The sequence below is a fragment of the Devosia sp. genome (assembly GCF_028290435.1).
Lineage (GTDB): Bacteria > Pseudomonadota > Alphaproteobacteria > Rhizobiales > Devosiaceae > Devosia.
Genome location: NZ_JAQGJV010000087.1, coordinates 1 through 23,006, shown reverse-complemented (window position 1 = coordinate 23,006; position 23,006 = coordinate 1). Strand labels below are relative to the sequence as shown.

Sequence of the window (23,006 nt, the reverse complement as noted above, 5' to 3'; positions counted from 1 at the left end):
CGCTATTCCTTCTTGAGCAAGGCGTAGTCGAGTGGCTTGAAGTTGCCGTTGACCTGACCCTCGATCGGGTTCGCCAGCCGGTCGGAGCGATAGGCGGCGTAGCTGCCGGCATACCAGATCGGCATGAACGGCGAGTCGTCCTCGATGATGGTCTCGGCCTGCTTGTAGAGTTCGCAGCGGGCATCCGCATCGGCGGTGCCGACGGCGGTGTTGAGAATCTCGTCGACCTTGGGATTGCTATAGCCCGAGCGATTGGTGCCGGTGGCGCCGGTCATGAAGGTCTTGGTGAGGAACACACCCGGATCGGGGAACAGCGAGTTCTCGCCCAGCAGCATCATCTGTGGGATCTGTGCTGGATCCTGCAGCATCTGCAGGTAGTTCGGGAAGGCGATGGGCTCGAGGTTCAGCGTCACGCCAATATCCTTGAGGTTGGACTGTAGCAGCGTTGCCTGCTGCACTTGCTCCTCGAAGGCCGGCTGGAACCGCAACGTCAACGTCAGATTGCTCTGGCCAGCTTCGCTCAGCAGTGCTTTTGCGCCGTCCAGGTCACGCGCGACAATGGGGAAATCGGGCTTGCATGGCAATGCGTCCGGCATCGGACCGGACGGCAGCGCGCCCTTGCCGCGATGGATACCGGCGAGAGCGCCCTCGTAGTCATAAGCCAAGCGGATGGCTTTGCGAACGCGCGGATCAGCGGTGGGGCCGGTGCTGGCATTGAAATAGATGCCATGCACGGTCGGGGCCGAGCCATAGACCACGGTGATACCCGGTTCGTTGGCAATGGAGTCCAGGTCGCGCTGCTGGATGTTCTTGCCGACATCGATATTGCCGATCCGCAGTTCGTCGCGCTTGGGGGCGCTTTCATCGACGCGCCGGAACACAAGCGACATCGGGCGATCGCCACGATCCAGCCAATAGGTATCCGCCCAGTCGATGGTGACGTCGTTGCCGGTGATCGAGGTCAGCTTGTAGGGGCCGCTGCCCGCATCGTTGGCCGCCAGCCACGCCTGCGCGTCATCGCTGCCGGCATTAGCTTCGGCCAGTGCCGAATTGATGATGTAGATACGGCTGAGCGAGGTCAGGAAAAGGGCAGACGGCTTGGTCAGCTTGACGGTGAAATGCGTGTCGTCGGTAACCTCGGTGCTGTCGTAGATGTCCACATAGGCGGCGACACCGGTCGCCAGCCGCTTGATGCGATCCAGCGTATAGGCGATGTCCTTGGAGGTGACGGGCGTGCCGTCGTGAAACTTGGCACCATTGCGCAACGTGAAGGCAATCGACTGGGCATCGTCGGCGACCTTGTACTCGGAAGCCAGATCGCCCACCACGTTGAGGTCGACATCATAGGTGATGAGCGGGCTATAGGTGCGGCTCGTCAGGTCGTTGGTCTGGAAGTAGTTCGACGCGATAGGGTCGAGCGTGTTGACCGATCCTGCGCCCGAGACGATGACGGTGTTGACGCGATCGGCGGCAAAAACCGAACTGCCGGCCAGTAGCGCACTAAGCGCTACCACGCCGGCAAGACCGGCCATTCTGAGCCTTGCCATTGGGCGATGGGCGTATTGCATGTGAGTGCTCCAGTGCACGGTGTTTCTGGTCCCTGCCGCGACGCCCCCGGAACATCCGGCCCGAGCCCGCTTGCCTGATTTGGTGGTCCGATACGTTTCGTATACATAACGAAATTAAAACGAACACATCTTGATTGCGCCGTCAACACGATTAGCCATGCTTTTCTTTCTAACCAAGTCCGCAGTGGCTAGGTTTTTCGCATGTAAATCTCAATTTTGTCTTTCATTTCCGCTATTTAGCTCGGCAGAACGGTCACTGTGCTGGGCAAATCGCCCGCCAACAGACCGTATGGGAACAACAAATTTCTTGTATACAAAACCGTATCATGCATCATTGCATGTGGTCCCGCATGGATTATCGACGCATGGTCAAACCCCATATTCTGCTTATCAATCCAAACACATCGGCCGAAATCACCGAGGCGATCCGTCAATTGGCACTCGCGGAGATCGGCGACCAGGCGGTACTGACGGCTGTCACCGCGCCTTTTGGCGCGCGCTACATCGCGACCCGCACCGCCGTGACCATTGCGGCGCACGCCGTCATCGATGCCTATGCTCAGGCGACCGCCGAAGGCCGCAAGTATGACGCGGTGGTTGTCGCCTGTTTCGGCGACCCCGGCGTGGATGCTCTCAAGGAAATCACGGCCGTCCCGGTCCTCGGCTTTGCCGATGGGGGATTGATCGCTGCCGCTGCCGAGCCGGGCTCCTTTGCCATTGCGACGATCGGCGAGGCTTGGCGCGACATGCTGATCGAGCTGGCATTGCGCCGCGGCTTCGCCGATCGACTGGCGGGCGTCATCCTCATCGACGAGAACGGGCGCTTGCCCGAAATTGCCGGACCACAGATCACGGCAGCCGCAAAAACACTGGGCGTGTCGCGCGTGATCGTGGGCGGCACCGGCCTGATCCCCATTCTCGATGCGATTGCCGACCAGGTGGGCGTGACGGTTATCGACCCTCACCGATCGACGCTGCACGATGCGATCCGCGCCACTGCCGGTGCTCCCGAAGCCGAGCAGCATAGGCCGGCTTCCAACTCGCCCTTCGCCGGCCTTTCCCCTGCCCTGCTGGGCCTGCTTCAAAATCCACGCATTGCGTGACGACAATAGGAGTTCCTGACGTGACCTCACCCAAGCCCAATGGGCCACTCGGCAATGCCGGTCGCGGCCAAGCCTCTGCCGAGGGGCGGCATTCCGTCAGCCCCTTCAACTTCATGCCCGAAGTCACCTCCGGTTACGAAATCCCCACGCCGTTGGGGCTGATCGACAGCACGATCCGCAAGGTCATCTACACTGTGGGCGTAAAGCCGACCGAAGGCGAACTCATCGAGATTTGCGGCTTGCTGGAAGAGCTGGGCGTCGAGGAGGAAAGCCTCAACGTCTGGTGGCGCGGTGGCGAAGCCGATCCGCAGGAACTGGGAGCGGCTCTCGCCATCGCCAAGGCCAGGCCGAAGTTCAAGCTGAATGTCTTCACCGATACCCTGCTGGGCAATGGCGACACGCCAATGCCGCTGATGAAGCAGACCGTCGACATGTTCGCCGAGGCGGGTATCAAACTGCTCAATCCCGGCCTGCTGCAGGCGCCAAGCGAGGACGCCCGCAAGCGCCAAGCCGACGAAATGGCGGTGATGAACGAATACATCAAGGCGGCCGGCATGGAGTGGAACGCGACCGTCGCCAATTGCGCCCGGCGTGACTTCGACCAGTTCATGGCACTGTGCAACACTGCCATCGACAATGGCGTGCGCCGGTTCGACCTGATGGATTCCACCAGCGCGCTCTCGCCCCAGGCCATGACCCATTACGTCAAGACCTTCCGCAGCCGACTCAAGGGCCCGACCCCGCTGACCATGCACACCCATGACGATTTCGGCATGGACACCGCCGGCACCATCGCGGCGGTGCTTGCCGGCGCCTCGCCGGATGTCGCGCTCAATGGCGTTTCCTACCGCTCGGGCTTTGCGGCGATGGAAGAAGTCGTGGTCGCCCTCGACGTGCTCTATGGTACCGAAACCGGCATCCGCCTTGATCGCCTGCAATGGGCTTCCGACGAGCTGGCCCGCATCATGCGTTTCCCGGTGCCGCCGCTGAAGCCGGTGGTGGGTTTCCACCAATTCCTACGCGAGGGGCCGCACGATATCGAAAAGATGCTCGATGGCCGAGCGCCTGCCGATTTCGCCAATATGGGCGGCAGCTACAATCCAGCGCTGATCGGCGCTGAGTTCCACTGGGTCTATTCGCAGCAGGGCAATGGCAAGGTCGTGGCGTCGGCGGCCAGGTCGCTAGGCCTCGTGCTCACCGATAAACAGATCGGCGAAGCGGTAAAAATCCTCGAGGACCAACTCGCCGCGCACCCGGCCTATCCGCGCTGGGCCACGCCGGACGAAGTCTTCACCGTCATCAAACGCGTCGCGGCCTGACCCTCATCGAGGCGCGAACTGCAAGGCCCGCTCAGTGCGGGCCTTCTTTTATCCATCTCGCATGCATGCCAACGAACCAAGAGTTGTCTTATGAAGGCGCAGCCATCTGTCCACACAATCGCGCTGATCGTGGCTGGCGCACTATTCATGCAGATGCTGGATGCCACCATCATCGTCACAGCCCTTCCGAGCATGGGCCAGTCGTTCGGCGTTGAACCGCTGAGCATGAGCATCGGCATCACGGTCTACATGCTGACGGTGGCGATCCTCATTCCGGCGGCCGGCTGGCTTGCCGACCGTGTCGGGGCGCGCAGCGTGTTCCTGGGCGCCATAGTCGTCTTTACCCTGGGTTCGATCCTTTGCGGCCTGGCACAGACCTTGCCGCAATTCGTCGCCGCCCGCGCTATCCAGGGCGCAGGCGGCGCTTTCATGGTTCCGGTCGGACAGATCATCGTCCTGCGCCTCGCCCACCGGTCCGAACTGGTCCGCGCCATATCGCTACTCACATGGCCTGCCCTGTTCGCCCCGGTGATCGGCCCCACCATCGGCGGCTTTATCACCACCTACTTCTCCTGGCGCTGGACCTTCCTGATCAACATCCCGCTGGGTCTGTGCAGCCTGGCTCTGGCGGCCTGGTTCATCCCCGATGACGGCTATCGCAGCAAAACGCCGCTGGATTGGCGGGGCCTCGTCATGACCTCTCTTGGACTCGGCCTGCTGCTGGCAGGGCTGGACGGGCTGGTGCACCACGCCGCCAATATGGCGTTCACGATTGCCATGGTGATCGGCGGCGCGGTGCTCGCCGGACTGGCCGCGCTCCACATGCGGCGTGCCAAGCATCCGCTACTCGACTTTTCTACCATGCGGGTGCCGACCTTCGCGCTCTCCAACCTGCTGGCCGGCAGCTACTATCGCATTGCGCTCAACACCATGCCGTTCCTGTTGCCCCTATTGTTCCAACTCGGATTCGGTCTCGATCCCTTCCAGGCCGGCAGCCTGATGGTGGCCTATTTCGCCGGCAATCTTGCGGTCCGGCTGATCACCACACCCGTGCTCGAACGCTTCGGGTTTCGCCAGGCGATGGTGGTCAATGGTATCCTGAGCGCCGTGGCGATCGCGCTTTGCATCGCGCTGCGGGCAGATACGCCGGTTTATCTGGTGATAGCGCTCATGGTGTTTGGCGGTGCCACGCGCTCGATGCAGTATACCGCGCTTAACGTGCTGGCCTTCATCGATATCAGTCCCGAACAGCGCAGTTCAGCGTCGACCCTGTCGACCATGCTGATGCAGATCACCATCCTGTTGGGCGTCGTGGTTGGAAGCCTTAGTCTCAGCTTCTTCCAGGCTGTTCGGGGCGCAAACGGCCTGGACACCATCGACTTCCAACTCAGCTTCGCTGTCCTCGCTGTCCTGACATTGGTTTCCGCCCTGCAAATGCGGGCGCTCCCCGCTTCGGTTGGACAGACGCAAACGCCAATTGGGCAGCCACCCGCAGGCAGCTACCCGGAAGCTTGAGCCAGTAGGCAAGGCGCGACCCATATGGGCCGCCACCGCGCCTCTTCGAAAATTAGCTGACGTCGACGACCGCAGCTACGGTGCCGCCTCCAGCGGGGCCCTGGTGGGTGGCCGAGGCGGATATCCACACCAGATTGTCCTGAAGGACCGACGCGAACATGCCCCCGAGCGCCGCTTTCACCTGATTGCCGTATTGCGGGTTCTCGGTGATCTGGCGACGTCCGCGCAGCCGGCCTTCGACGGGAAAGCCGAACTTGACGTAAACCGCCACCACGCGGGCCCGATGCTCCGGCGATAGCGGGCCCGGCCCGACATCGAGCCCCGCCCGCCGCAGCGCGCGGGTGAGGGCGTCCACGTCGAGCGCGTCGGTCATGGCGGCGTGGCCAACCCGAAGCCGCCCGCCGGCGCCGACCTTGTTGCCAAATGCCATCAACTGGGTCTGCGGGCCGGCGCCGCCCACCGGCTCCCACTCGTTGGCCGATATCGCAACCTTGGCGGACCACAGGTCGAACCGCGTGCCCACCTCCTCGGCCGCGGGCATGGGCAAACCATCGGCTGCGACCGCGACCCCAAGGCCCGCAGCCCCGCTCGCCTTGCGGAACAGTACCCGGTCGTCATTTTCAGGAATAGAGTGACCGGCCGCCCGGGCGTCGGCAAAATCCTGCCGTGATGGGTAATATGCCTTACCGACGACGTACTCGACCGCGCTGGGGTCGATACCGGCATCGCTCGCCGCCCGCCGGACAGCATCGGCATTGGCCTCGACGATTCTCGTGGTCGCCATCCATTCGGGACGGATGAGGTCGGACCGCGCGACGCCCATGGCCAGCCGGCCGGCACTATCGTTCGACGGCTCCGCATAGGTGCGTGTGTACACCATGATGTGCGGCGTCAATATGCCGATGCCGCCGGTCGTGAACACCATGGGAACCTGGTCGATGGTGCTTGCCAGGCGCGATCCGCGGTCAAGCAAAAAGCGGCGGATCGCCTGGTCGGCGTCGAGCCGGCTGGTCTCACCCTGCTGCCAGCCCTCCGTCTTGCCAGTCACCGCAATGACGTCGTCGGGGCGCAGAGCGCCCTCATTCAACAGCCGGTCGAGGCCGGCAATATCGGTCGTGTTGTCCAGCGGCACCCGAAAGGCGTCGATGGTGGGTACGAGTGCATTGGCCATAGGGGTCCTCTCACATCAGGCGATCTGACTCCGATTTGGGGCAAGATCGCTACCGGCTGACCCATATTGTATACAAATTACTAGCCTATGAAATACAAAAATCAACATGCCCGAGCCGGAATGGTTGTTGACCTGCTGAACCTTCTTTCGGATCTGATTGGCCAGCGGCGGCTCGTGATTGTGACGCCGGACATGGCAATCGTCGGAGCGACCATCACGGCGATTTGCAATCCGTCGACATGCGATGAACGAACGGCGCAGCACATGTTCAAGTGGCTTGAGGCAGGCTTGGCGAAGCGACGCCGGGCTAGCGCTGGAAACAGCGCGCGGCCGAGATTTCAAGGGCTAGTTCAGAGGTCGCCGAAGAGGCGGTCCACCGGGGCGGGCCGCATTTCTTCATCTCACGACCCGAATGGGTCCGTCGGACTATGGGACGGACGGGTGAACCACTGCGGTCCTTCCGCCGTCATGTAGATATGATCCTCGAGGCGTATGCCATATTGGCCGGGAAAAACGATCATCGGCTCGTTGGAGAAACACATGCCTTGCCGCAACCGTGTCTGGTTGCCGCGAACGATGAAGGGTTCTTCGTGAATGTCCAGCCCGAGGCCATGGCCGGCGCGATGGGGCAGACCCGGCAGGCGATAGTCCGGACCCAGCTCGTGACGGGCGAGAACGTTTCGCGCGGCGTCGTCCAGACTGCCGCATGTGGCGCCGATGCTGGCAGCATCGAACACTGCCTGCTGGGCTTCCCGCTCAATGGCCCAACGTTGGGCGAACTGCTGGTCCGGCTCATCCAGCACGTAGGTTCGGGTGATATCGGAATGGTAGCCGTCGACGCGACAACCCGTATCGACAAGGATGGCGTCGCCCGGCGACAGGGTGCGTTCCTGGTCTCCGCCATGGGGGAGCGCCGTCGTTGCGCCGAATGACACGGCGCAGAAGACCGAACCGCCGTCCGATCCGAGCCGCCTGTGCTCCTGATCGATGAAGGCAACGACGTCCGAAGCCCTGATGCCCGGCTGCATCATCGCGTGTGCCGACTTCTGCACATCCAGCGTCAGGTTCATCGCATATTGGATGAGTGCGATCTCGGCGGCGGACTTGCATAAGCGCTGTTCGCGCACGAGTTGGCCGCCATCGACCAAACGCTCGGCACCCAGCACGTGCTGCAGGCGATAAAACTGGGACAAGGGAAGGGCCTCGTCGAGCGCCATTTGGCCGGTCGATCCAAGCAGCGAGGCGATCAACCGCGCGCTGTCCTCGTGCTCCTCCCAAGCCTCGATCTCTGCATCGACCTTGGCGAGGCCTTCTACCCGTGACCGCTCGAAGCCGGGAACCACATAGGTCAGGGCGTCTCGTGTCACCAGGGCGCCGCAGAAGCGTTCGCTCGGATGCCAGTCCAGTCCGGTGAAATACCGCAGGTTTTCGGTTGAGCCCAACAGCAGGGCATCAACGCCCTGCCCGTCCATTGCGGTGCGTAGCAGGCCAAGCCGGCCAACTCGCTCGTCATTGCTAATCCGGCTCGGCTTCATCTCAACTCCCTGAGGCCCAGTCACGGGCTTGCGCTAATCGAGCGCCGACTAGAGGTAGATCGGGTTGCTCCAAGCCAGCTTTCCATCAGCCGATCTGACCATCACGCGGCACCGCTGGCTAGCAAACTTGGTGATGGGTAGCTGTGCTGACGTCAAGCCCGTGCCGGCAAGATAGGCATTCTTGGATGCCGGCCCCACGACCATGATCTCCTCGGCTTGCGAGCATTCGATGTGGATCGTATCGCCTATGATTTCGATATTGTCGATGGTGGGCCCCTGAGACGAATAGTAGTTGCCTTTTTTGAGGGCGGCCACCAGCTCTTCAGGCTCGTTTCGCTCGGCTTTCACCATGACCCAACCACCGAAGGCATCGCGATTTTCATCGCTAGCGAGAAACCAGTGAGCATCATCGGCGGCGACTGCGTTGATGCGGCGCCCTTCGTTCAGCAGTGCGTCCAGCAGATAGGCGCCGCCGCCCCGGCCCTGCCGAACGTGGCTGGTGTGATTATAGACCTCGACAGCGTGGGCATTGGGGATGGATTGGGCGTCGGCAAGCGTCAATCCATACCATTCAGGGTGGGGCATGGTGACGAACGCACCGGCATCGATGCAGCGCTGGGCCAATTTTGGGCCGGTCTCATCGGGACGATTGGGCTCGAAATCCAGCGGCAGGCCGACGGCCAGAATATGCCAGACGTCGCCATTTTCGATGCCCGGCGCATGGCACTCGGCGCCGCTGATCGTGGTAAAGGCATTGGTTCGATAGGCCAGCGTGTCGACTACGGGGTACTCGTAGGCGGCCACGAAGTGATCGGTCAACGAGATGAAGTCGTAGCCGCGCTCACGGTAGCGCTTGCAAACCTCTTCCGGGCCGATCCCGCCGTCCGAGCGGGTCGAATGGGTGTGCAGATTGCCCTTGAAAAAACGACCCGGGGCGGAGAAGGCGTCAGCTGACATTTTGGAAGGTCCTTTTGGTAGAATGCGCGGTGGCGCTGGCGAACGCCGCCAACAGGTTTTTCGTGTATGCCGAGTTGGGATTGGTCAGGATCGTGCCGGTATCGGCGTAGTCGCGGATTTCGCCCGCCTCGAGCACCAGCATCTGGTCCGACATTTCGGCTACGACCGGAAGATCGTGCGAGATGAACAGATAGGCCGTGTTGTGCTCGCGCTGCAGGCGCTTCATCTGCTGAAGCACCTGGGCTTGAACCGTAACATCGAGCGCCGACGTCACCTCATCGCACAGCACCAGGTCGGGCTCGCACGCAAAGGCGCGCGCGATCGCGACACGCTGCTGCTGCCCCCCGGAGAGCTGGCGTGGCGAGCGCGTCAGCAGCGTCGCGTCCAGGTCGAGTTCGTCGAGCAGTTGCACCACCCGGTCCCGGCTGGCGGCGCGGGTCATGCCGAAAAAAACCTGCAGCGGGCGGGCAATGATCTGCTCCACCGTATGCTGCGGATTGAGGGAGGATGCCGGGTCTTGGAAAATGAGCTGCACGCGTCGGCGCAGATCGCGCCCGCGGCCGCCGGCAAGGCCCGAAAGCGGCTTGCCGTCGAACATGATCCTGCCGCCATTGCCGCCCACGAGGCCCGCGACCAGGCTGGCAAGGGTCGACTTGCCGCTGCCCGATTCACCCACGACGCCCAAGGTCGAGCCAGCCGCTATCGACAAGCTGATATCCTTCAAGGTCTGGCGGGCCGGCGGCGCGGCGAAAAATCTCGGAATAAACCGCGAGCGTTTGCCGCCATAGCTGAAATCGAGGTCACGGATGCTCAGAATCGGTGCCGCCGTGGCCAGCCGCACCGGTTCCGGACGCGTGCCGGTGCGCAGCTTGGGAATGGCGGCGATAAGGGTCCTCGCATATTCGGTTTTTGGCGCGTTGAAGACCTCTTTGGTGGGTCCATCCTCCAGCACTTTGCCGTGCTGCATGACCAAGACACCATCGCACATGCGGGCAACCACGTTCAGGTCGTGGCTCACATAGATCAGCGTGGTGTTGGTTCGTTTCTGCAGGCGGCTGACAAGGTCGAGCACCTGGGTTTCAACGGTCTTGTCCAAGGCCGTGGTTGGCTCATCAAGCACGATCAGCTCGGGTTCGGCCACGAGGGCCGCGGCGATGACGACGCGCTGGCGCTGGCCACCCGAAAGCTGGTGGGGATAGCGCGCGAAAATCGCCGAAGGATCGGGCAGTTCCATCGCGGCCAGAAGGTCGAGCGCCTTCTGGGTAGGCGAGATGTTGCCGGCTGCGTTGTGAATCCGGATCAACTCGACCATGTGCTGGCCGATCGTGCGATGCGGGGTCAGTGCCGACAGCGGGTTCTGGGGCACCATGGCGGCGCGCCCGCCGCGATAGCGCCGCAGCGCCTCGCCCGTCAGAGCAAAGACGTCGACGCCGCCCACCACGAGGGCGCCACCGGCGATCCGCGCGCCTGGCCGCGTATAGCCCAGAAAGGCACGCGCGAGCGATGACTTGCCGCAACCGCTTTCGCCGACGATGCCCAGGGTCTCGCCCTTGCCGATGGAAAAGCTCACTTCATCGATGGCGGCCAGTTCGGTCTGCGGGCCGGTTTTGTAGACCAGTTTGAGATTGCGAACGTCGACATGGGGCGTCTTCATCTCAACCGAGCTCCGCTGTGGTGATACCGAAGGCGCGCGAGAGTCCGTCGACCATGAAATTGACGCCGATGATCAGGCTGGAGAGCATGATGGCGGGCAGGAGCAGAAACCACGGATCGGTGAAAATGACGCCCATGGCTTCCTGCACCATCAAGCCCCAATCGGGGGTGGGCTGGCTGATGCCCAGCCCCAGGAACGAGAGCGCACTGATGCGAAGCACTGCCGAGGAGACACGAACCGCCAATTCCACCCCGAGAAGGCCGATAAGGTTGGGCAGGATTTCACGGACCATGACGGCCAGCCGCGTTTCGCCCCGCAGTTCTGCCGAGCGCACGAAATCGAGCGTCGACAGACTGATGGTCTTGGCGCGGATCACGCGGACCACGCCCCAAGTATAGACGACCGCCACGACCGGGATCAGCGCGCCAGGTCCGGTGCCCAGCGCCAGGATCAGAATGGCAATCAGGATCAAATCGGGAATCGCCATCATCGCGTCGACGATGCGCATGATGATCTCGTCAGTCCGGCCACCAATATAGCCGGCGATGATGCCGAGCACGGTCCCGCTCACCACGGCGATGGCGATGCCAAGAAAGGAAACCATCAGGGCGATGCGACCGCCGGCTATGATGCGACTGAAGTAGTCGCGGCCAATCTGGTCCGTTCCCATCAGAAACTCCCAGGAGGGATGCTGCAACGGGGCGCCAACCAGGGCGCTGGTATCATATGGTGCCAATAGCGGTGCCAGGAGTGCCAGCAACAGATGGGCAACCACCAGGATCAGCCCCATCAACGTCGCCGGCTCCGACAGGGCGCGGCGAAGGCGCCGCGACCGCAACCATCCGAGGGACCGGCGAAGCGGCGTTGAAACCGGGATATCAGCCATTTTGGGACCTCGTGCGAACGCGCGGATCAAGGGCGAGGATTGCCAGATCGGCCAGAAGGTTGGCCACAACCACGGCGAGGGCCGCCAGGAACGCTATGGCCTGGATGGTTGGTATCTCGCGTTGCGAGAGCGCGCGCAGCAGTTCGCCACCGGCCCCCGGATATTTGAACACCGCCTCCACCACGACCGAGCCGGACAGCAGGCCGGCAACGAAGGACGCCGTGCCGTTGAGCATCGGGATCAACGCCGATGGCAGCGCGTGGACCAGGCTGATGCGCCAAGTCGGCAGCCCCGCCAAGCGGGCGCGTTCGACATAGTCGCTGTTGAGCGCCTCCACCATGCCGGCGCGGAGCAACCTGTACTGATAGGCGACGCCGTGAACGCAAAGCGCCAGAACAGGAAGAATGGAAGCCGCGAGGATGGTCAGCTTGGGGGCGTTAGTGGGCGCCAGAATCACCGCCGGGGCGAGGCCAAGCCAGACCGCGAACACGATGACGAAGAGGTTGCTGACGACAAAATCGGGCATCGAATAGGTGAACAGCGTCGTCGCACTGATGGTAGTATCCAGGCGTCCGCCAGGCTTGAGACTGGCCAGCGTGCCGAGCGATATCACCAGCGCCAGCATGACGACGAGCGCGACCCCTGCCAGGATCGCCGAATTGATCATGGGATGGAATATGCGCGGCCCGACCGGCTCGTGCTTGACGATGGTGGTGCCGAAATCGAAGGTCATCAGGCGGGCCCACACCTCCAGGAAGCGGACCGGGATCGGGCGATCGAGGCCTAGCTCGCTGCGCATCTCGGCGAGCTGATCAGCGCTATAGAACTGCAGTTCCTCTGTCGGGATAGTGGCGGTCAGCGCATCACCGGGCAGCACTTCGGTGCCCAAGAACACGATCAATGCCGTGATGCTGAGAATGAAAAACGACATCACGAGGCGTCGTACTGTCATGGCTAAGATCTGTGGCATGGCTCGACCCTGCTTGTGGAAAGGGGCGCCTGACGCGCCCCTTTGACTCAGAAGTTAGGATTGGATCCAGACATCGTCAAACCGGCTGCCCCAGTTCTGGAAGTGGGATTTGAGGTTAACCACGCCTGCACTGTGCGCCAGCATGTTGCGCCGGCCGCCGAGGATGATGGCAGGGGTATCGGACTGGGCGATGCGCTGTAGCTCCTGATACATCGAGAGGCGCTTGGTCTCGTCCGGCTCCGCAATTGTCGTGGCATAGAGCGCGCGATAGGCGTCGGCCTTTTCGCCGGTCCAGCCCGCCTCCTCTGATTGGTTGACCGCCATTCGAGACATGTTGGTCGCCGGATTGCGCGGCCCTACGGGCCCCACAGCGGGCCTGCCATAGGGCTTGTTGACTTCCGTCACATAAGCCGAGAAGCCGTCGGTCGGCATTTCCCGGATTTCGATGTTGATGCCGGCCTTCTTGACCGATTCAGCAACGATAGCCATTACCCGCGGCATCTCGGGGAAGGATGGCGAAAACACTACCGGAGGAAGATCGATGCCATTGGGATGACCGGCCTCGGCCAGCAGGGCCTTGGCCTTGTCGATGTCGTAGGCAACCTCGCGGGGCAGGAATTCGGGATTGATCCCGGACATGTGGGTGTCGTTGCCGATCCAGGTCCCGGGATCGTTGTAGACGATCTGGTTGATCGCATTGCGGTCGATACTGAGGCTCAGCGCCAGGCGGATGCGCGGATCATTCCAGGCCATGTCGAGATTTTTAGGCATGGAGATCAAGAACTGGTCGCCGCCAGTAGCCTTATCGACGATGCCGGCGGCGCTCTCATACTGGCCGGCCGTGGTCGGGTCGATGTTGAAGACGGCGTTGAACTGGCCGGAACGGAAACCGTTGATGGCAGTCTGCGAATTGACCACGTATCCCTCGACTTCGTCGATGAAGGGACGCCCCTTGAGCCAGTAATTCTCGTTGCGGATCGCCTTGAAGCCGCGGCGATTGTCGACTTCGACGAGCTTGAACGGACCGGTGCCGATGCCGTCGGTCAGGATGACGTCATCGCCGGCAGCGGGGACGATTGCCAGCCGGTATTCGGCCAGGGCATAGGGCCACTCGGCATAGGCGGCGTTGAGATTGAAGCGAACGGCGTATTTGCCGGTGGCCTCGATGCTTTCAAACCAGGCGTTGATGAAACCACTACCCTTTTGGGCGATGTGGGCATTGATGGAAGCAACGACGTCCGCGGAGGTCATTTCCTTGCCGTTATGGAACAGCACGCCCTCGCGCAACTTGAAATCCCACACCTTGAGCGTCTCATCTGCCTGCCAGCTTTCGGCCAGTTCACCCTGCAGGTTGAAATCATGGTCGACCCAGACCAGGCAGTTCCAGATCGAACGCGTCAGCAGATCGACCCAATAATAAGGGTGCTTGCCGTTGTCGGACGTACCAACCGCCCAGTTGGGATAGGTTTGGCCATAGACCAGCTTGCCGCCCGTCTTGGGCTCGGCGCCAGCAGGCAGCGCGGCCCAGGCCGGCAGGCCCGTCTCCTGCGCAAAAGCAAAGCTGCCGAATGCAGATTGCATCCCCAGTGCCGATGCCCCTAGACCCAGAAGCCTCAAGAATTCTCTTTTGGAAATCGTTGTCATGTCGTGCTCCCGTTTCTACCGCGACAGCGCGGCAAACCATCCCGAACTTTCACTTATGCGACCTGATCTCTGCATCTTTGGGGAGACGTTTTGCCAGGAGCGATGAGGCAGGCTCGCACCCCCCCGCGCTCCGGTCCAATCTCATCTATCAATGACATCGATTGAGCCAGTCTATGGTTCTGCGAGTTACATTGACCGAATGACAGTATTGTGACTATGCCGACGGGGTGTGTTACTGAGACTTAAACGTCTGCAGGATCACAGAATTATTGAGTTATCGGGCAAAGTCGCCCATGGGAGCCTGCGCAAAACCAGCCTGCCGACGGCCGGTTTGGCCGCGACATATGCACGCCCGTGTGGACGCGACGACTGCCAGGTCCAAGCTCACCACGGCAGCGAGAAAGTCTTCACGTTGGTGAAGCTTTTCATGGCCTCGATAACGCCTTCCTTGTAGCCGTTGCCGCTGTCCTTGATGCCGCCGAAGGGGCTCATCTCGATGCGGTAGCCCGGCACTTCCCAGATGTTCACCGTGCCCACTTCCAGCCCGGCAATGTATTTCTGCATGCGCCGGAAGTCGTTGGTGCAAACGCCCGAGGACAGGCCGAAGGCGGTCGAGTTGGACAGCGCGATCAGTTCATCGTCATCGTCGGGCGCACGGATGATGGGGATGATCGGGCCGAAGGTTTCCTCCATCACCAGCTCGGAGCCGTGCGGCACGCGATCGATCACGATGGGCGGTAGCAGCGCGCCGCGGCGGCCCGGATTATAGAGGACTTCGGCGCCCTGCTCCGCGGCCATGTGCACTCGATCTTCAAACAGCTTGGCGGCGCGCTCGCTCACCACGGTGCCCAGATCGGTCGAGCGATCCATCGGATCGCCGAACCGCAATCTCTTGGCGCGTTCGAGCACCAGCGGCACGAAGCGGTCGGCGACCCGCTGCTGCACCAGGATGCGCTTGACCGCCGTGCAGCGCTGCCCCGAGTTCTTGGTGGCGCCGGCGACGGCCAGGTCGGCAGCGCGGGCCAGATCGTCATCGCTGAGGTCGTTGAGAATGATCAGGGGATCGTTGCCGCCCAGTTCGAGCACCTGGCGCTTGTAGCCAGCCCTGGAGGCGATCAGCTTGCCCACGGGAACGCCGCCGGTGAAGGTGATGAGGTCGATATCGGGGTTGGTGATCATCTCGTCGCCGATGTCCTGCGGCAAGCCGGTCACCACCGACAGCATCTCGGGCGGCAGGCCGGCCTCGTACAAAATGTCCGCCAGGATGAGCGCGGTCATCGGGGTCAGCTCCGTCGGCTTGAGCACGACGCAATTGTTGGTGGCGATGGCGGGCGCGATCTTGTGCGACACCATGTTGAGCGGATGATTGAACGGGGTAATGGCCGAGATCGCCCGCAGCGGCTCGCGCGTGGTGAAAATCTTGCGCGCCTTGCCGTGCGGGGTCAGGTCGCAGGAGAAGATCTGCCCGTCATCGTGGATGCACATCTGCCCGGTCAGGGTGAAGACGTCGAAGGCTCGCCCCACTTCATAGAGCGAATCCTGCTTGGAAATGCCCAGCTCCAGCGTGATCAGGTCGGAGAGTTCCTCCTTGCGGGCGTTCAGCGTGTCAGCGGTCTTGAGCAGGATGCGCTGCCGCTCGTAGCGGCTCAGCTTGGGCTTGTAAGCGGCCGCGATCTGGAAGGCGCGCCGCGCGTGTTCGGCGCCCCCCGCCGGAACCGTGCCGATGACACTGTCGTCCCAGGGATAACGGACTTCCACCACGCCGTCGGCGTCGACCTTGTTGCCGGCAATACGCATCGGCTCGTGCCGGACTGCCATTTTCTTTTCCACCGCGTTCATGACCCGCCCCCTAGCTTGCCGGCTGCGCGGCAGCCAGCGTCGCGTAGTAGAACGCGTCGAAATTGCGCAGCGCCGGCGCGTCGGGCTGGTCGGGCAGCACGCGATTGGTGATGAACGGCACGGCCTGTTCGGTGAGGCCGCCATGCGAGCGCAACGGCTCGTTGAGCGCCGCCAGATCGTGACGGTGTTCGCTGGTGCCGATGGTCTTGTTCTCACCCGAGATCATGACGATGTCGCCGATGCGGTCGGGTGGCAGTGCGAAGCGGCGGCACGCCTCCTCCCGGTCAATCACCAGCGTAATGCCTTCAATGGCCTGTAGCCGGGCGATGATGTCCGCGCGATCGGCGTCCTTGGGAAGGTAGGCGGTGGCGAAGGAGCCCAGCGCGCCGTGGTGCACCACATAGGGATCGGTGATCGGCAGGATTACCCGCCCGACATCCTTGCCCAGCCATTCATCCAGCAAATCTTGCACGTAGACCACATTGGGCGAGCCGTCGGCATGATGCTTGGGCTTCATGCCGTGGTCGGCGGTCACCACGATGGCCGCACCCAGTGCATCAAGCTGTGCAAGGTACTTGTCGAACATCTCGTAGAAGTCGTTGGCCTGCTTCACGCCCGGGGCGTATTTGTGCTGCACATAATCGGTGGTGGTCAGGTACATGACATCGGGGTGCCATTCCTTGAGCAGCTCGACGCCGGCCGCGAACACGAACTCCGACAACTCTGCCGAATAGACTTCGGGGACTGGCCGGCCGAGCCATTTCGAGGCATTGGCGATGCCGTGCGCCGCCACCGTGGTGGTGTCGGATTTTTCCGACGAAAAGCAGATCGCCCGGTCCTCGTCGAAGCGCAGGCCATGCCCCAGCAGCGAGCGCAGCTTGTCCTTCGCGGTCACCACCGCCACCCGGGCGCCTGCGTCATAGAACGCCTGGAACACCGTGGGCGCCCGCAGGAACTTCGGGTCGTTCATCATCACCTCTTCACCGGTCTCCGGGTTGTAGAGGTAATTGCCGCAAATGCCGTGCACCGCCGGCGGGCGGCCGGTGGCGATCGACATGTTGTTGGGATTGGTAAAGCTGGGAATGACGCTGAACGCGGTCCGCACCGTACCCTTGGCCTTGATCCGCTCCAGCGCTGGCATCAGCCCGGCCTTGATGGCCTCGTCCAGGTAGGCCGGCTCGCAGCCATCCAGGCAGATGGCAATCGCCGGCACGCGCGGCCAGGGATAGGCGCGACCATTGGCGGACACGCTGGCGGGGGACATCTGGTTCATGAGGGCTCCTTAGCCTTTGAAAAGGTATCGCTTCGGTTGGCTAGCTGTTTGAACCTAACAACTCCATTTGCCAAATCGCATTTCTGAATTGCAACGATAGACGCAGGCTATGGATCAACCCACCTTGGTCAGGCGGCTCTCCAGCAGGTCGCCGCTCTCGGTCAGAATGGGGTAGGCAATGGTGACGAGCAGGGAGTTGATCTCTTTGAGACCGCGGGCAATCTCGATGTGCATCCCACTGGTCTCGATACTCTCAGGAGTTCCGGACTGCAGGCGCTTCAGGTGCTGGCTATGACTATGGCGGTGCAGGCGCCGCATCCGCTCTTTTTCAACGACAAGCTGCCGTGCCGATGACAAATTCTGGGTGACCAGCAGGTTGAGAGCGAGATGCATGTTCTCGATCAGCCGCTCATGGAGCGCGACAAGTTCCGCCCAGCCCTCGTTGGAGAAGCGCCAATTCTTGTCGAGGCGCTCCTGCGCCAGCACAAGCAGGTTTTTGGCGATCACGTCACCGGCATGTTCGAAATTGATGGCGACATCGGTCAACTCGATGCTGCGCTTGGCCTCCTGCACAGTCATCTGTCCCCGACCGAGTTCGGCAAGGTAGAGCTTTATGGCGGTGTGGGCGTCATTGACGGCCTCGTCCATCTCGCGCACACGACAAATGGCTGCACGGTCGCCCGCCCGGATCAATTCAAGGACGGGCCGCACCATCGCTTCGACAAGCTCGCCCATTCGCAGCAATTCGCGTGTCGCGCTGGCAAGCGCCAGTTGCGGAGTACCCTTGGCCGAGCGGTCGAGGGCGCTGGTGCGGTGCGCCATCGGGTTTCCGGGAGTTGCGGCAACGGGGCGGTCAGGCAGCAGCCGCAGTGTCAGATGACTCACCATGCGCACCAGCGGCAGGCTGACCAGGGCCAGCCCGGCATTGAACAGCAGATGAAAATTGACCAATGCCGTGCCGGCGTCTGCGCCCAACGGCTTTGCCGACAGGCCGGTGGCACCGACCACAGCAAGAACGACGATGGCACCGGTCGCACGGAAGATCAGATTTCCCACCGGAAGGCGTCGCCCGGCGACTGGCAGGCCGCGCGATAACCAGACGGCGATCAGGCCGCCGCCGAGATTGGCGCCAAGCACAAGCGGAACGCCGGCCTCCAACGGGATCAGCCCCTGAGCAGCCAGGGCCGCCACCATGAGGATGGTCGCCACGCTCGAATGGACGAGCCAGGTGAACGCGGCGCCGATGAGGAAAGCGGTGAAATAGTCGCTGGCCAAATAGTCCGATAAAGCCGGCAACATGGTGCTGTTGCGCAGGGGACCAATGGCCGCAGCAATGAGTTGCAATGACAAGAGGACGAAGCCTATGCCCAGCACCATCCGTCCGACCTCGCGGACACGTTCGCCGGAAAGCTTGAGGTGCATGATGCCGCCGACAAACAGGCACACCGGCACCAGCCAGCCCAGATCGAACGTCAGAATTCTCACGACCAGCGCCGAGCCGATATCGGCGCCTAGCAGCAGCGCCAATCCCGTGGGCGCCGCCAGCATCCCGCTTGCGGCAAACCCGCAGGCAAGCATGGCCACCGCAGTGGAACTTTGCAGCATGACCGCCATGGCGAGGCCACCGCCTGCCGCGATCAACTCGCCCCGCCTCGCCTGTCCCAGCATAACCCGCAGGGTGTGGCCGAATGCCAGCTCCATCCCCATGCGCACCATGTGCATGGCGTAAAGCAGCAGCATGGTGGCGCCGGCCATATGGAGCACGATGAGCGATAAGGTCATGAACTTGCCTTGGTAGACTAAGCAAGTGTCATGCTGGCCGCGCTTGTGGGTCAATTAGCAAGTTTGAATGCATCGATAGCCTGGGGCTATGGATCGTAGTGGCAGTTCAGGGTTGCAGAACGGACTGCATGAATGCCTCTATCTTTGGCGAGTGACGGCGTTCCAGCAGACAAGCCAGCCTGTATTCGGTTTGAATGACCGCATCGGCGATGTGGATAGTCCTGAGACGGGGGTGTGGGACAAATTCAAAGTCCGCGACGACCCCGATGCCCAGTCCTTGCTCGACCGCCTTCCAGACGCCCTCGCGGCTGCCTATTTCGAGCAGCGGCTCGATCGGAACACCGGCTTTCCGGGCGGCGATTTCGAAGGCGCGGCGCGTGGTCGAACCTGTTTCACGCAGGATGAGGGGCTGGCCGGCAAGTTCAGCCATGGCGACGCTCTGACGGTCATGCCAGGGATGTTGCGAATTGACGAAGACGACGACCTCGTGCGTGCTGAAAGCCACCGAATAGATCCGGGGATCCTCGACCACGTGGGCAAGGATCGCCACGTCCGACTCCAGTTCGAGGATGCGTTGCAGCGTTTGGTCGGAATTGCCCAGCAGCATGCTGACCTTTATCGAGGGATACTTGGCCAGGAAGCGGGCGACCATCTCGGTGGCGTGAAATGGTCCGACCGCCGCGACCCGCAACTGGCCGGTGGTTAGTTGCCCGCTGCTCAGCAGGAGTTCCTCAGCCTCCCCGTGCAGGCTCATGATCCGTCGCGTAATGTCGAACAGCGCTGCGCCCGTCTCCGTGAGTTCCACGCGGCGGCCCCGGCGCACGAGCAGTTCCACACCATAGCGCTCTTCAAGCTCCTTGACCTGGGTGGTGACAGTGGGTTGACTGATGTTCAAAGCACCGGCCGCCGACGTGAAGCCGCGATTTTCGGCGACGGCGTGGAACGAGCGGAGGTGAGTGAATACTATAGCCACAGCCTATGATAATCCGCAGAAATTTGTATTAGTCAATGGATTGAATTTTCGACAGATTCCGCTGACCCAACCAGATCAGGACAGGAATTTGCCGTGTGGTCGTATAGAAACCCCGTAGATGTCCGCTTTGGCCGCGGCAATTTTTCCATGTTGGCCGACGCCATCGGCGGTCGCAGCTATGCGCTGGTAACCTATGGCGAGCCGTATTTTCGTTCGCTCGCGGCGGAGCTTGAGGCTAAGGCCGGCACCCCGATACTGGTCATAGACGATATTGCGCCCAACCCCGACATCGTGCTGCTCGAAGCGCAGGCGGCACGGTTCGGGGGGCTGGGAACACTACCCGAAGTCGTGGTCGCTCTCGGCGGCGGTTCGGTCATCGACTCCGCCAAAGTCTTTGCCGCCGCGCGGGGCGACTTTGGCCTAGTCGACGCCTATCTCAAGAAGCGCAGCGGAGCGACGACGATAAAGCCGTTGCCGCTGATAGCCGTGCCTACCACGGCCGGCACCGGCAGCGAAGTCACCTGCTGGGGCACCATCTGGGACAATGCAGCCAGCCTCAAATACTCGCTGGCGCATCCCGACCTTTATCCTGAAATCGCTCTCGTCGACCCCGACCTGATGATCGGCAAGCCGCGCGACCTGACTATCCAGACGGGCCTGGATGCCTTGTCCCATTCGCTGGAAAGCCTTTGGAACCGCAATGCCAATCCAGTGTCGATGGCCCACGCCGTCGCCGCCGCGCGCGGCGTGCTGTCGACGCTACCGCTTCTGGCCAACGACCTGCGCAATCCCGACTTGCGGGACCGCATGGCGCGGGCGGCGACGCTGGCTGGGTTTGCCTTCTCGAACACCAAGTCGGCAATCGCCCATTCCCTGTCCTATCCAATCACGCTGCGGCATGGCGTGCCGCACGGCATCGCCTGCTCATTCTCGCTGCCAATGATCATTCGCGGGGTGGCGGGAGATGGCGGACTATGCGCCGAGGGGCTCGACGCCATCTTTGGAGGCGACATCGCGAACGCCGCCAATCAATTGACAGCAACTTTGACGAAGCTGGGCGTGGCCACCAACCACAGCCACTACGGCATTGACGACGTCGAATGGCGCACGCTGATCGACCTCGCCTTCGACGGCGAGCGTGGCCAGAACTTCACCGGCAATCGCGAAAAGCTCCTGGCGGAAGCCGGGTTCGCGGAGGGCGCTCGCAGGGCAACCGCGTAGGAGGCCCGAAGGCTTCCCCAACTTCCCACAACGAGAGGCCCGCCGGAGACAGCGGGCTTTCTTATATCCGCCTGTGACTATTTGCCGGACCGCCAAATTCGCTGCCGAAACCGGCAGCTCAGGCGTACCGAGCGCTTTAGACATCTCGCGCCGCTAAAACCGTTTCAAAAACCGTTTCATGTACCTCGGGCGGGTTAACGTGGCCAATATCCGTATCCCATTGAACGATAAGACAATAGAGCGTTGCTATCGCCCGAAAAAGGACGCTACATTGTTCGGGATACCGACCTAAAGGGTTTCTTCTTGATGGTGGGAGCCCTTAAGAAGACATTCATGGTCCAAGCAGACTTCCGGGAACACGGCAAACGCGTTTCCACAATTCGCGTCGCTGTCGGCGACACGGGCGAACTCTCAACACGAGCGGCGCGTGCTGTTGCCAAGGAGTACCTTGTCCAGATCAGCCGGGGCATACATCCCAAGAGCAACGAGAAGGCCGCAAAGGCTTCGAGGGTACCCAGAGCCCGAATAGCACGCGCCTTCGTAGTAGTTAGAGAGGTCAGCCCAAATCAGGGCCTTCGTTGCGCGCGAGGATCGTTTTGGCGGCTTCTGCCGTGAGCGAAGCCTCGAGCTTTGGAGCTCCGTCGCCCTCGTCTCGACCCCAGCCATCATCGAAATCCTCGGCTTGCAGCTTTTCGAAGCGCCCCGAAGCATTCGAAAGGGAAGACCTGCCGCGCGCAAGAACGTTTTGACCGATCGGTTTATGTGCTCCCATTTTGTTCTTTTCGAGCAAAAGCCCCTGCCCGTCGCCCTCCCGCATACGACCTCGGTGCTGACAACGGAACGGCTGGCACGCCACTTCGTTCTGGTCTGACCCCGGAGGACTAATATGGCTGCGCGCGCAATATGGTCTGGTGTGATCAAAATCTCGGAAATCGTCTGCCCGGTAAAAATGTACACTGCGGCGACGACATCCGAACGGATTTCTCTCAACCTGGTCAATCGCAAGACTGGGCACCGGTTGCGCCGCGTCTATGTCGACGAGAAGACCGACAAGCCGGTCGAGAGCGAAGACCAGGTGAAGGGGTACGAAACCAGCGGCGGCAAATACGTTGTTCTGGAGCCTGAAGAGATCAAGGCCGCCGTGCCCAATAGCGACAAGGTGCTGAACGTCGACAACTTTGTCGCTTGCGGCCGTATCGACCCGACCTATTTCGATAAGCCCTACTATCTTCTGCCAGCGACGGACGCGACCGAGGATAGCTTCGTGCTAATCCGCGAGGCGCTGCGCCAGAGAAAGGCGGCTGCCATTGCCCATACCGTGCTGTTTCGTCGGCTACGGCCGGTGCTCATCCGTGCGCACCGGAAGGGCCTCATCGCGACGACGCTGAATTTCGACTACGAGGTTCGATCCTCTCGCGAGGCGTTCGACGATATCACCCAGCGCAAGATCGATCCTGAAATGCTCGAACTGGCCCAGCACATCCTCAAGACCAAGGCGGGCGAATTCGAGCCGGAGAAGTTCGACGATCGCTACGAGGAAGCGCTGGCGGAACTGGTGAAGGCCAAGATCGAAGGCCGGAAGATCATCCCCCTGCG

19 protein-coding genes are annotated in these 23,006 nt (G+C 61.9%); 6 read left to right on the top strand and 13 right to left on the bottom strand.

Features of this window, described 5'->3' with window-relative positions:
- Nucleotides 1–2 precede the first annotated feature (2 nt).
- Entirely contained in the window at nt 3–1,532 is a 1,530-nt protein-coding gene (locus JWP26_RS19370; RefSeq protein ID WP_299731702.1) for an ABC transporter substrate-binding protein, read from the bottom strand.
- Between the two features lie 401 nt (nt 1,533–1,933).
- Here JWP26_RS19370 and JWP26_RS19365 point away from each other — a divergent pair, with 401 nt between their 5' ends.
- From JWP26_RS19365 to JWP26_RS19355, 3 genes are all read left to right on the top strand, one after another.
- Complete coding sequence (locus tag JWP26_RS19365; RefSeq protein ID WP_299731699.1) at nt 1,934–2,671, top strand: aspartate/glutamate racemase family protein; 738 nt, start codon at nt 1,934–1,936, stop codon at nt 2,669–2,671.
- 20 nt (nt 2,672–2,691) lie between these two features.
- Nucleotides 2,692–3,990, top strand: coding sequence for a hypothetical protein (locus tag JWP26_RS19360; protein WP_299731697.1), 1,299 nt, complete (start codon nt 2,692–2,694; stop codon nt 3,988–3,990).
- A 90-nt stretch (nt 3,991–4,080) separates the two neighbouring features.
- Nucleotides 4,081–5,505 carry an MFS transporter gene (locus JWP26_RS19355; protein ID WP_299731695.1) on the top strand — a complete coding sequence of 475 codons (1,425 nt, stop codon included), beginning with the start codon at nt 4,081–4,083 and terminating at the stop codon, nt 5,503–5,505.
- 52 nt (nt 5,506–5,557) lie between these two features.
- Here the strand turns inward: JWP26_RS19355 and JWP26_RS19350 are convergent, their stop codons facing one another.
- The 11 genes from JWP26_RS19350 to JWP26_RS19300 form a co-directional block, all read right to left on the bottom strand.
- Entirely contained in the window at nt 5,558–6,676 is a 1,119-nt protein-coding gene (locus tag JWP26_RS19350; protein ID WP_299731693.1) for a ring-opening amidohydrolase, read from the bottom strand.
- Nucleotides 6,677–7,077: 401 nt separating this feature from the next.
- Complete coding sequence (locus JWP26_RS19345) at nt 7,078–8,211, bottom strand: Xaa-Pro peptidase family protein (protein WP_299731690.1); 1,134 nt, start codon at nt 8,209–8,211, stop codon at nt 7,078–7,080.
- 48 nt (nt 8,212–8,259) lie between these two features.
- Complete coding sequence (locus JWP26_RS19340; protein WP_299731687.1) at nt 8,260–9,168, bottom strand: CehA/McbA family metallohydrolase; 909 nt, start codon at nt 9,166–9,168, stop codon at nt 8,260–8,262.
- Complete coding sequence (locus JWP26_RS19335; protein ID WP_299731684.1) at nt 9,158–10,822, bottom strand: ABC transporter ATP-binding protein; 1,665 nt, start codon at nt 10,820–10,822, stop codon at nt 9,158–9,160. Before JWP26_RS19335 ends, JWP26_RS19340 begins: the two co-directional genes overlap by 11 nt.
- Before the next feature lies 1 nt (nt 10,823).
- Nucleotides 10,824–11,708, bottom strand: coding sequence for an ABC transporter permease (locus JWP26_RS19330; protein ID WP_299731682.1), 885 nt, complete (start codon nt 11,706–11,708; stop codon nt 10,824–10,826).
- Nucleotides 11,701–12,660, bottom strand: coding sequence for an ABC transporter permease (locus JWP26_RS19325; RefSeq protein WP_299731679.1), 960 nt, complete (start codon nt 12,658–12,660; stop codon nt 11,701–11,703). Before JWP26_RS19325 ends, JWP26_RS19330 begins: the two co-directional genes overlap by 8 nt.
- Before the next feature lie 72 nt (nt 12,661–12,732).
- On the bottom strand, nt 12,733–14,259 hold the full coding sequence (locus tag JWP26_RS19320; protein WP_299731676.1) for an ABC transporter substrate-binding protein: 1,527 nt from the start codon (nt 14,257–14,259) through the stop codon (nt 12,733–12,735).
- A 447-nt stretch (nt 14,260–14,706) separates the two neighbouring features.
- A complete protein-coding gene (phnY, locus tag JWP26_RS19315) occupies nt 14,707–16,161 on the bottom strand; it encodes a phosphonoacetaldehyde dehydrogenase (protein ID WP_299731673.1) in 1,455 nt (484 codons plus the stop codon).
- Between the two features lie 10 nt (nt 16,162–16,171).
- Nucleotides 16,172–17,434, bottom strand: a complete 1,263-nt coding sequence (gene phnA / locus JWP26_RS19310; protein ID WP_299731670.1) for a phosphonoacetate hydrolase — start codon at nt 17,432–17,434, stop codon at nt 16,172–16,174.
- A 114-nt stretch (nt 17,435–17,548) separates the two neighbouring features.
- The gene (locus tag JWP26_RS19305) at nt 17,549–19,216 is read right to left on the bottom strand and encodes a Na/Pi cotransporter family protein (RefSeq protein WP_299731667.1); all 1,668 of its coding nucleotides are present in this window, start codon (nt 19,214–19,216) and stop codon (nt 17,549–17,551) included.
- 106 nt (nt 19,217–19,322) lie between these two features.
- Nucleotides 19,323–20,189, bottom strand: a complete 867-nt coding sequence (locus JWP26_RS19300) for a LysR substrate-binding domain-containing protein (protein WP_299731664.1) — start codon at nt 20,187–20,189, stop codon at nt 19,323–19,325.
- A 93-nt stretch (nt 20,190–20,282) separates the two neighbouring features.
- Here JWP26_RS19300 and psrA point away from each other — a divergent pair, with 93 nt between their 5' ends.
- Both psrA and JWP26_RS19290 read left to right on the top strand, forming a co-directional pair.
- Nucleotides 20,283–21,410: an iron-containing alcohol dehydrogenase PsrA gene (gene psrA / locus JWP26_RS19295; RefSeq protein ID WP_299731661.1), complete on the top strand. Its 1,128-nt coding sequence runs from the start codon at nt 20,283–20,285 to the stop codon at nt 21,408–21,410.
- A gap of 306 nt (nt 21,411–21,716) precedes the next feature.
- Nucleotides 21,717–22,025, top strand: a complete 309-nt coding sequence (locus tag JWP26_RS19290) for an integrase arm-type DNA-binding domain-containing protein (protein ID WP_367184179.1) — start codon at nt 21,717–21,719, stop codon at nt 22,023–22,025.
- On the opposite strand, the gene JWP26_RS19285 is transcribed toward JWP26_RS19290, so the two are convergent.
- The gene (locus JWP26_RS19285; RefSeq protein ID WP_299731768.1) at nt 21,967–22,227 is read right to left on the bottom strand and encodes a hypothetical protein; all 261 of its coding nucleotides are present in this window, start codon (nt 22,225–22,227) and stop codon (nt 21,967–21,969) included. The genes JWP26_RS19290 and JWP26_RS19285 overlap by 59 nt on opposite strands.
- 69 nt (nt 22,228–22,296) lie before the next feature.
- Between JWP26_RS19285 and JWP26_RS19280 the strand changes: the two genes are divergently transcribed.
- Nucleotides 22,297–23,006: Ku protein (locus JWP26_RS19280; protein ID WP_299731655.1), on the top strand; the 710-nt coding region annotated here is incomplete at its 3' end.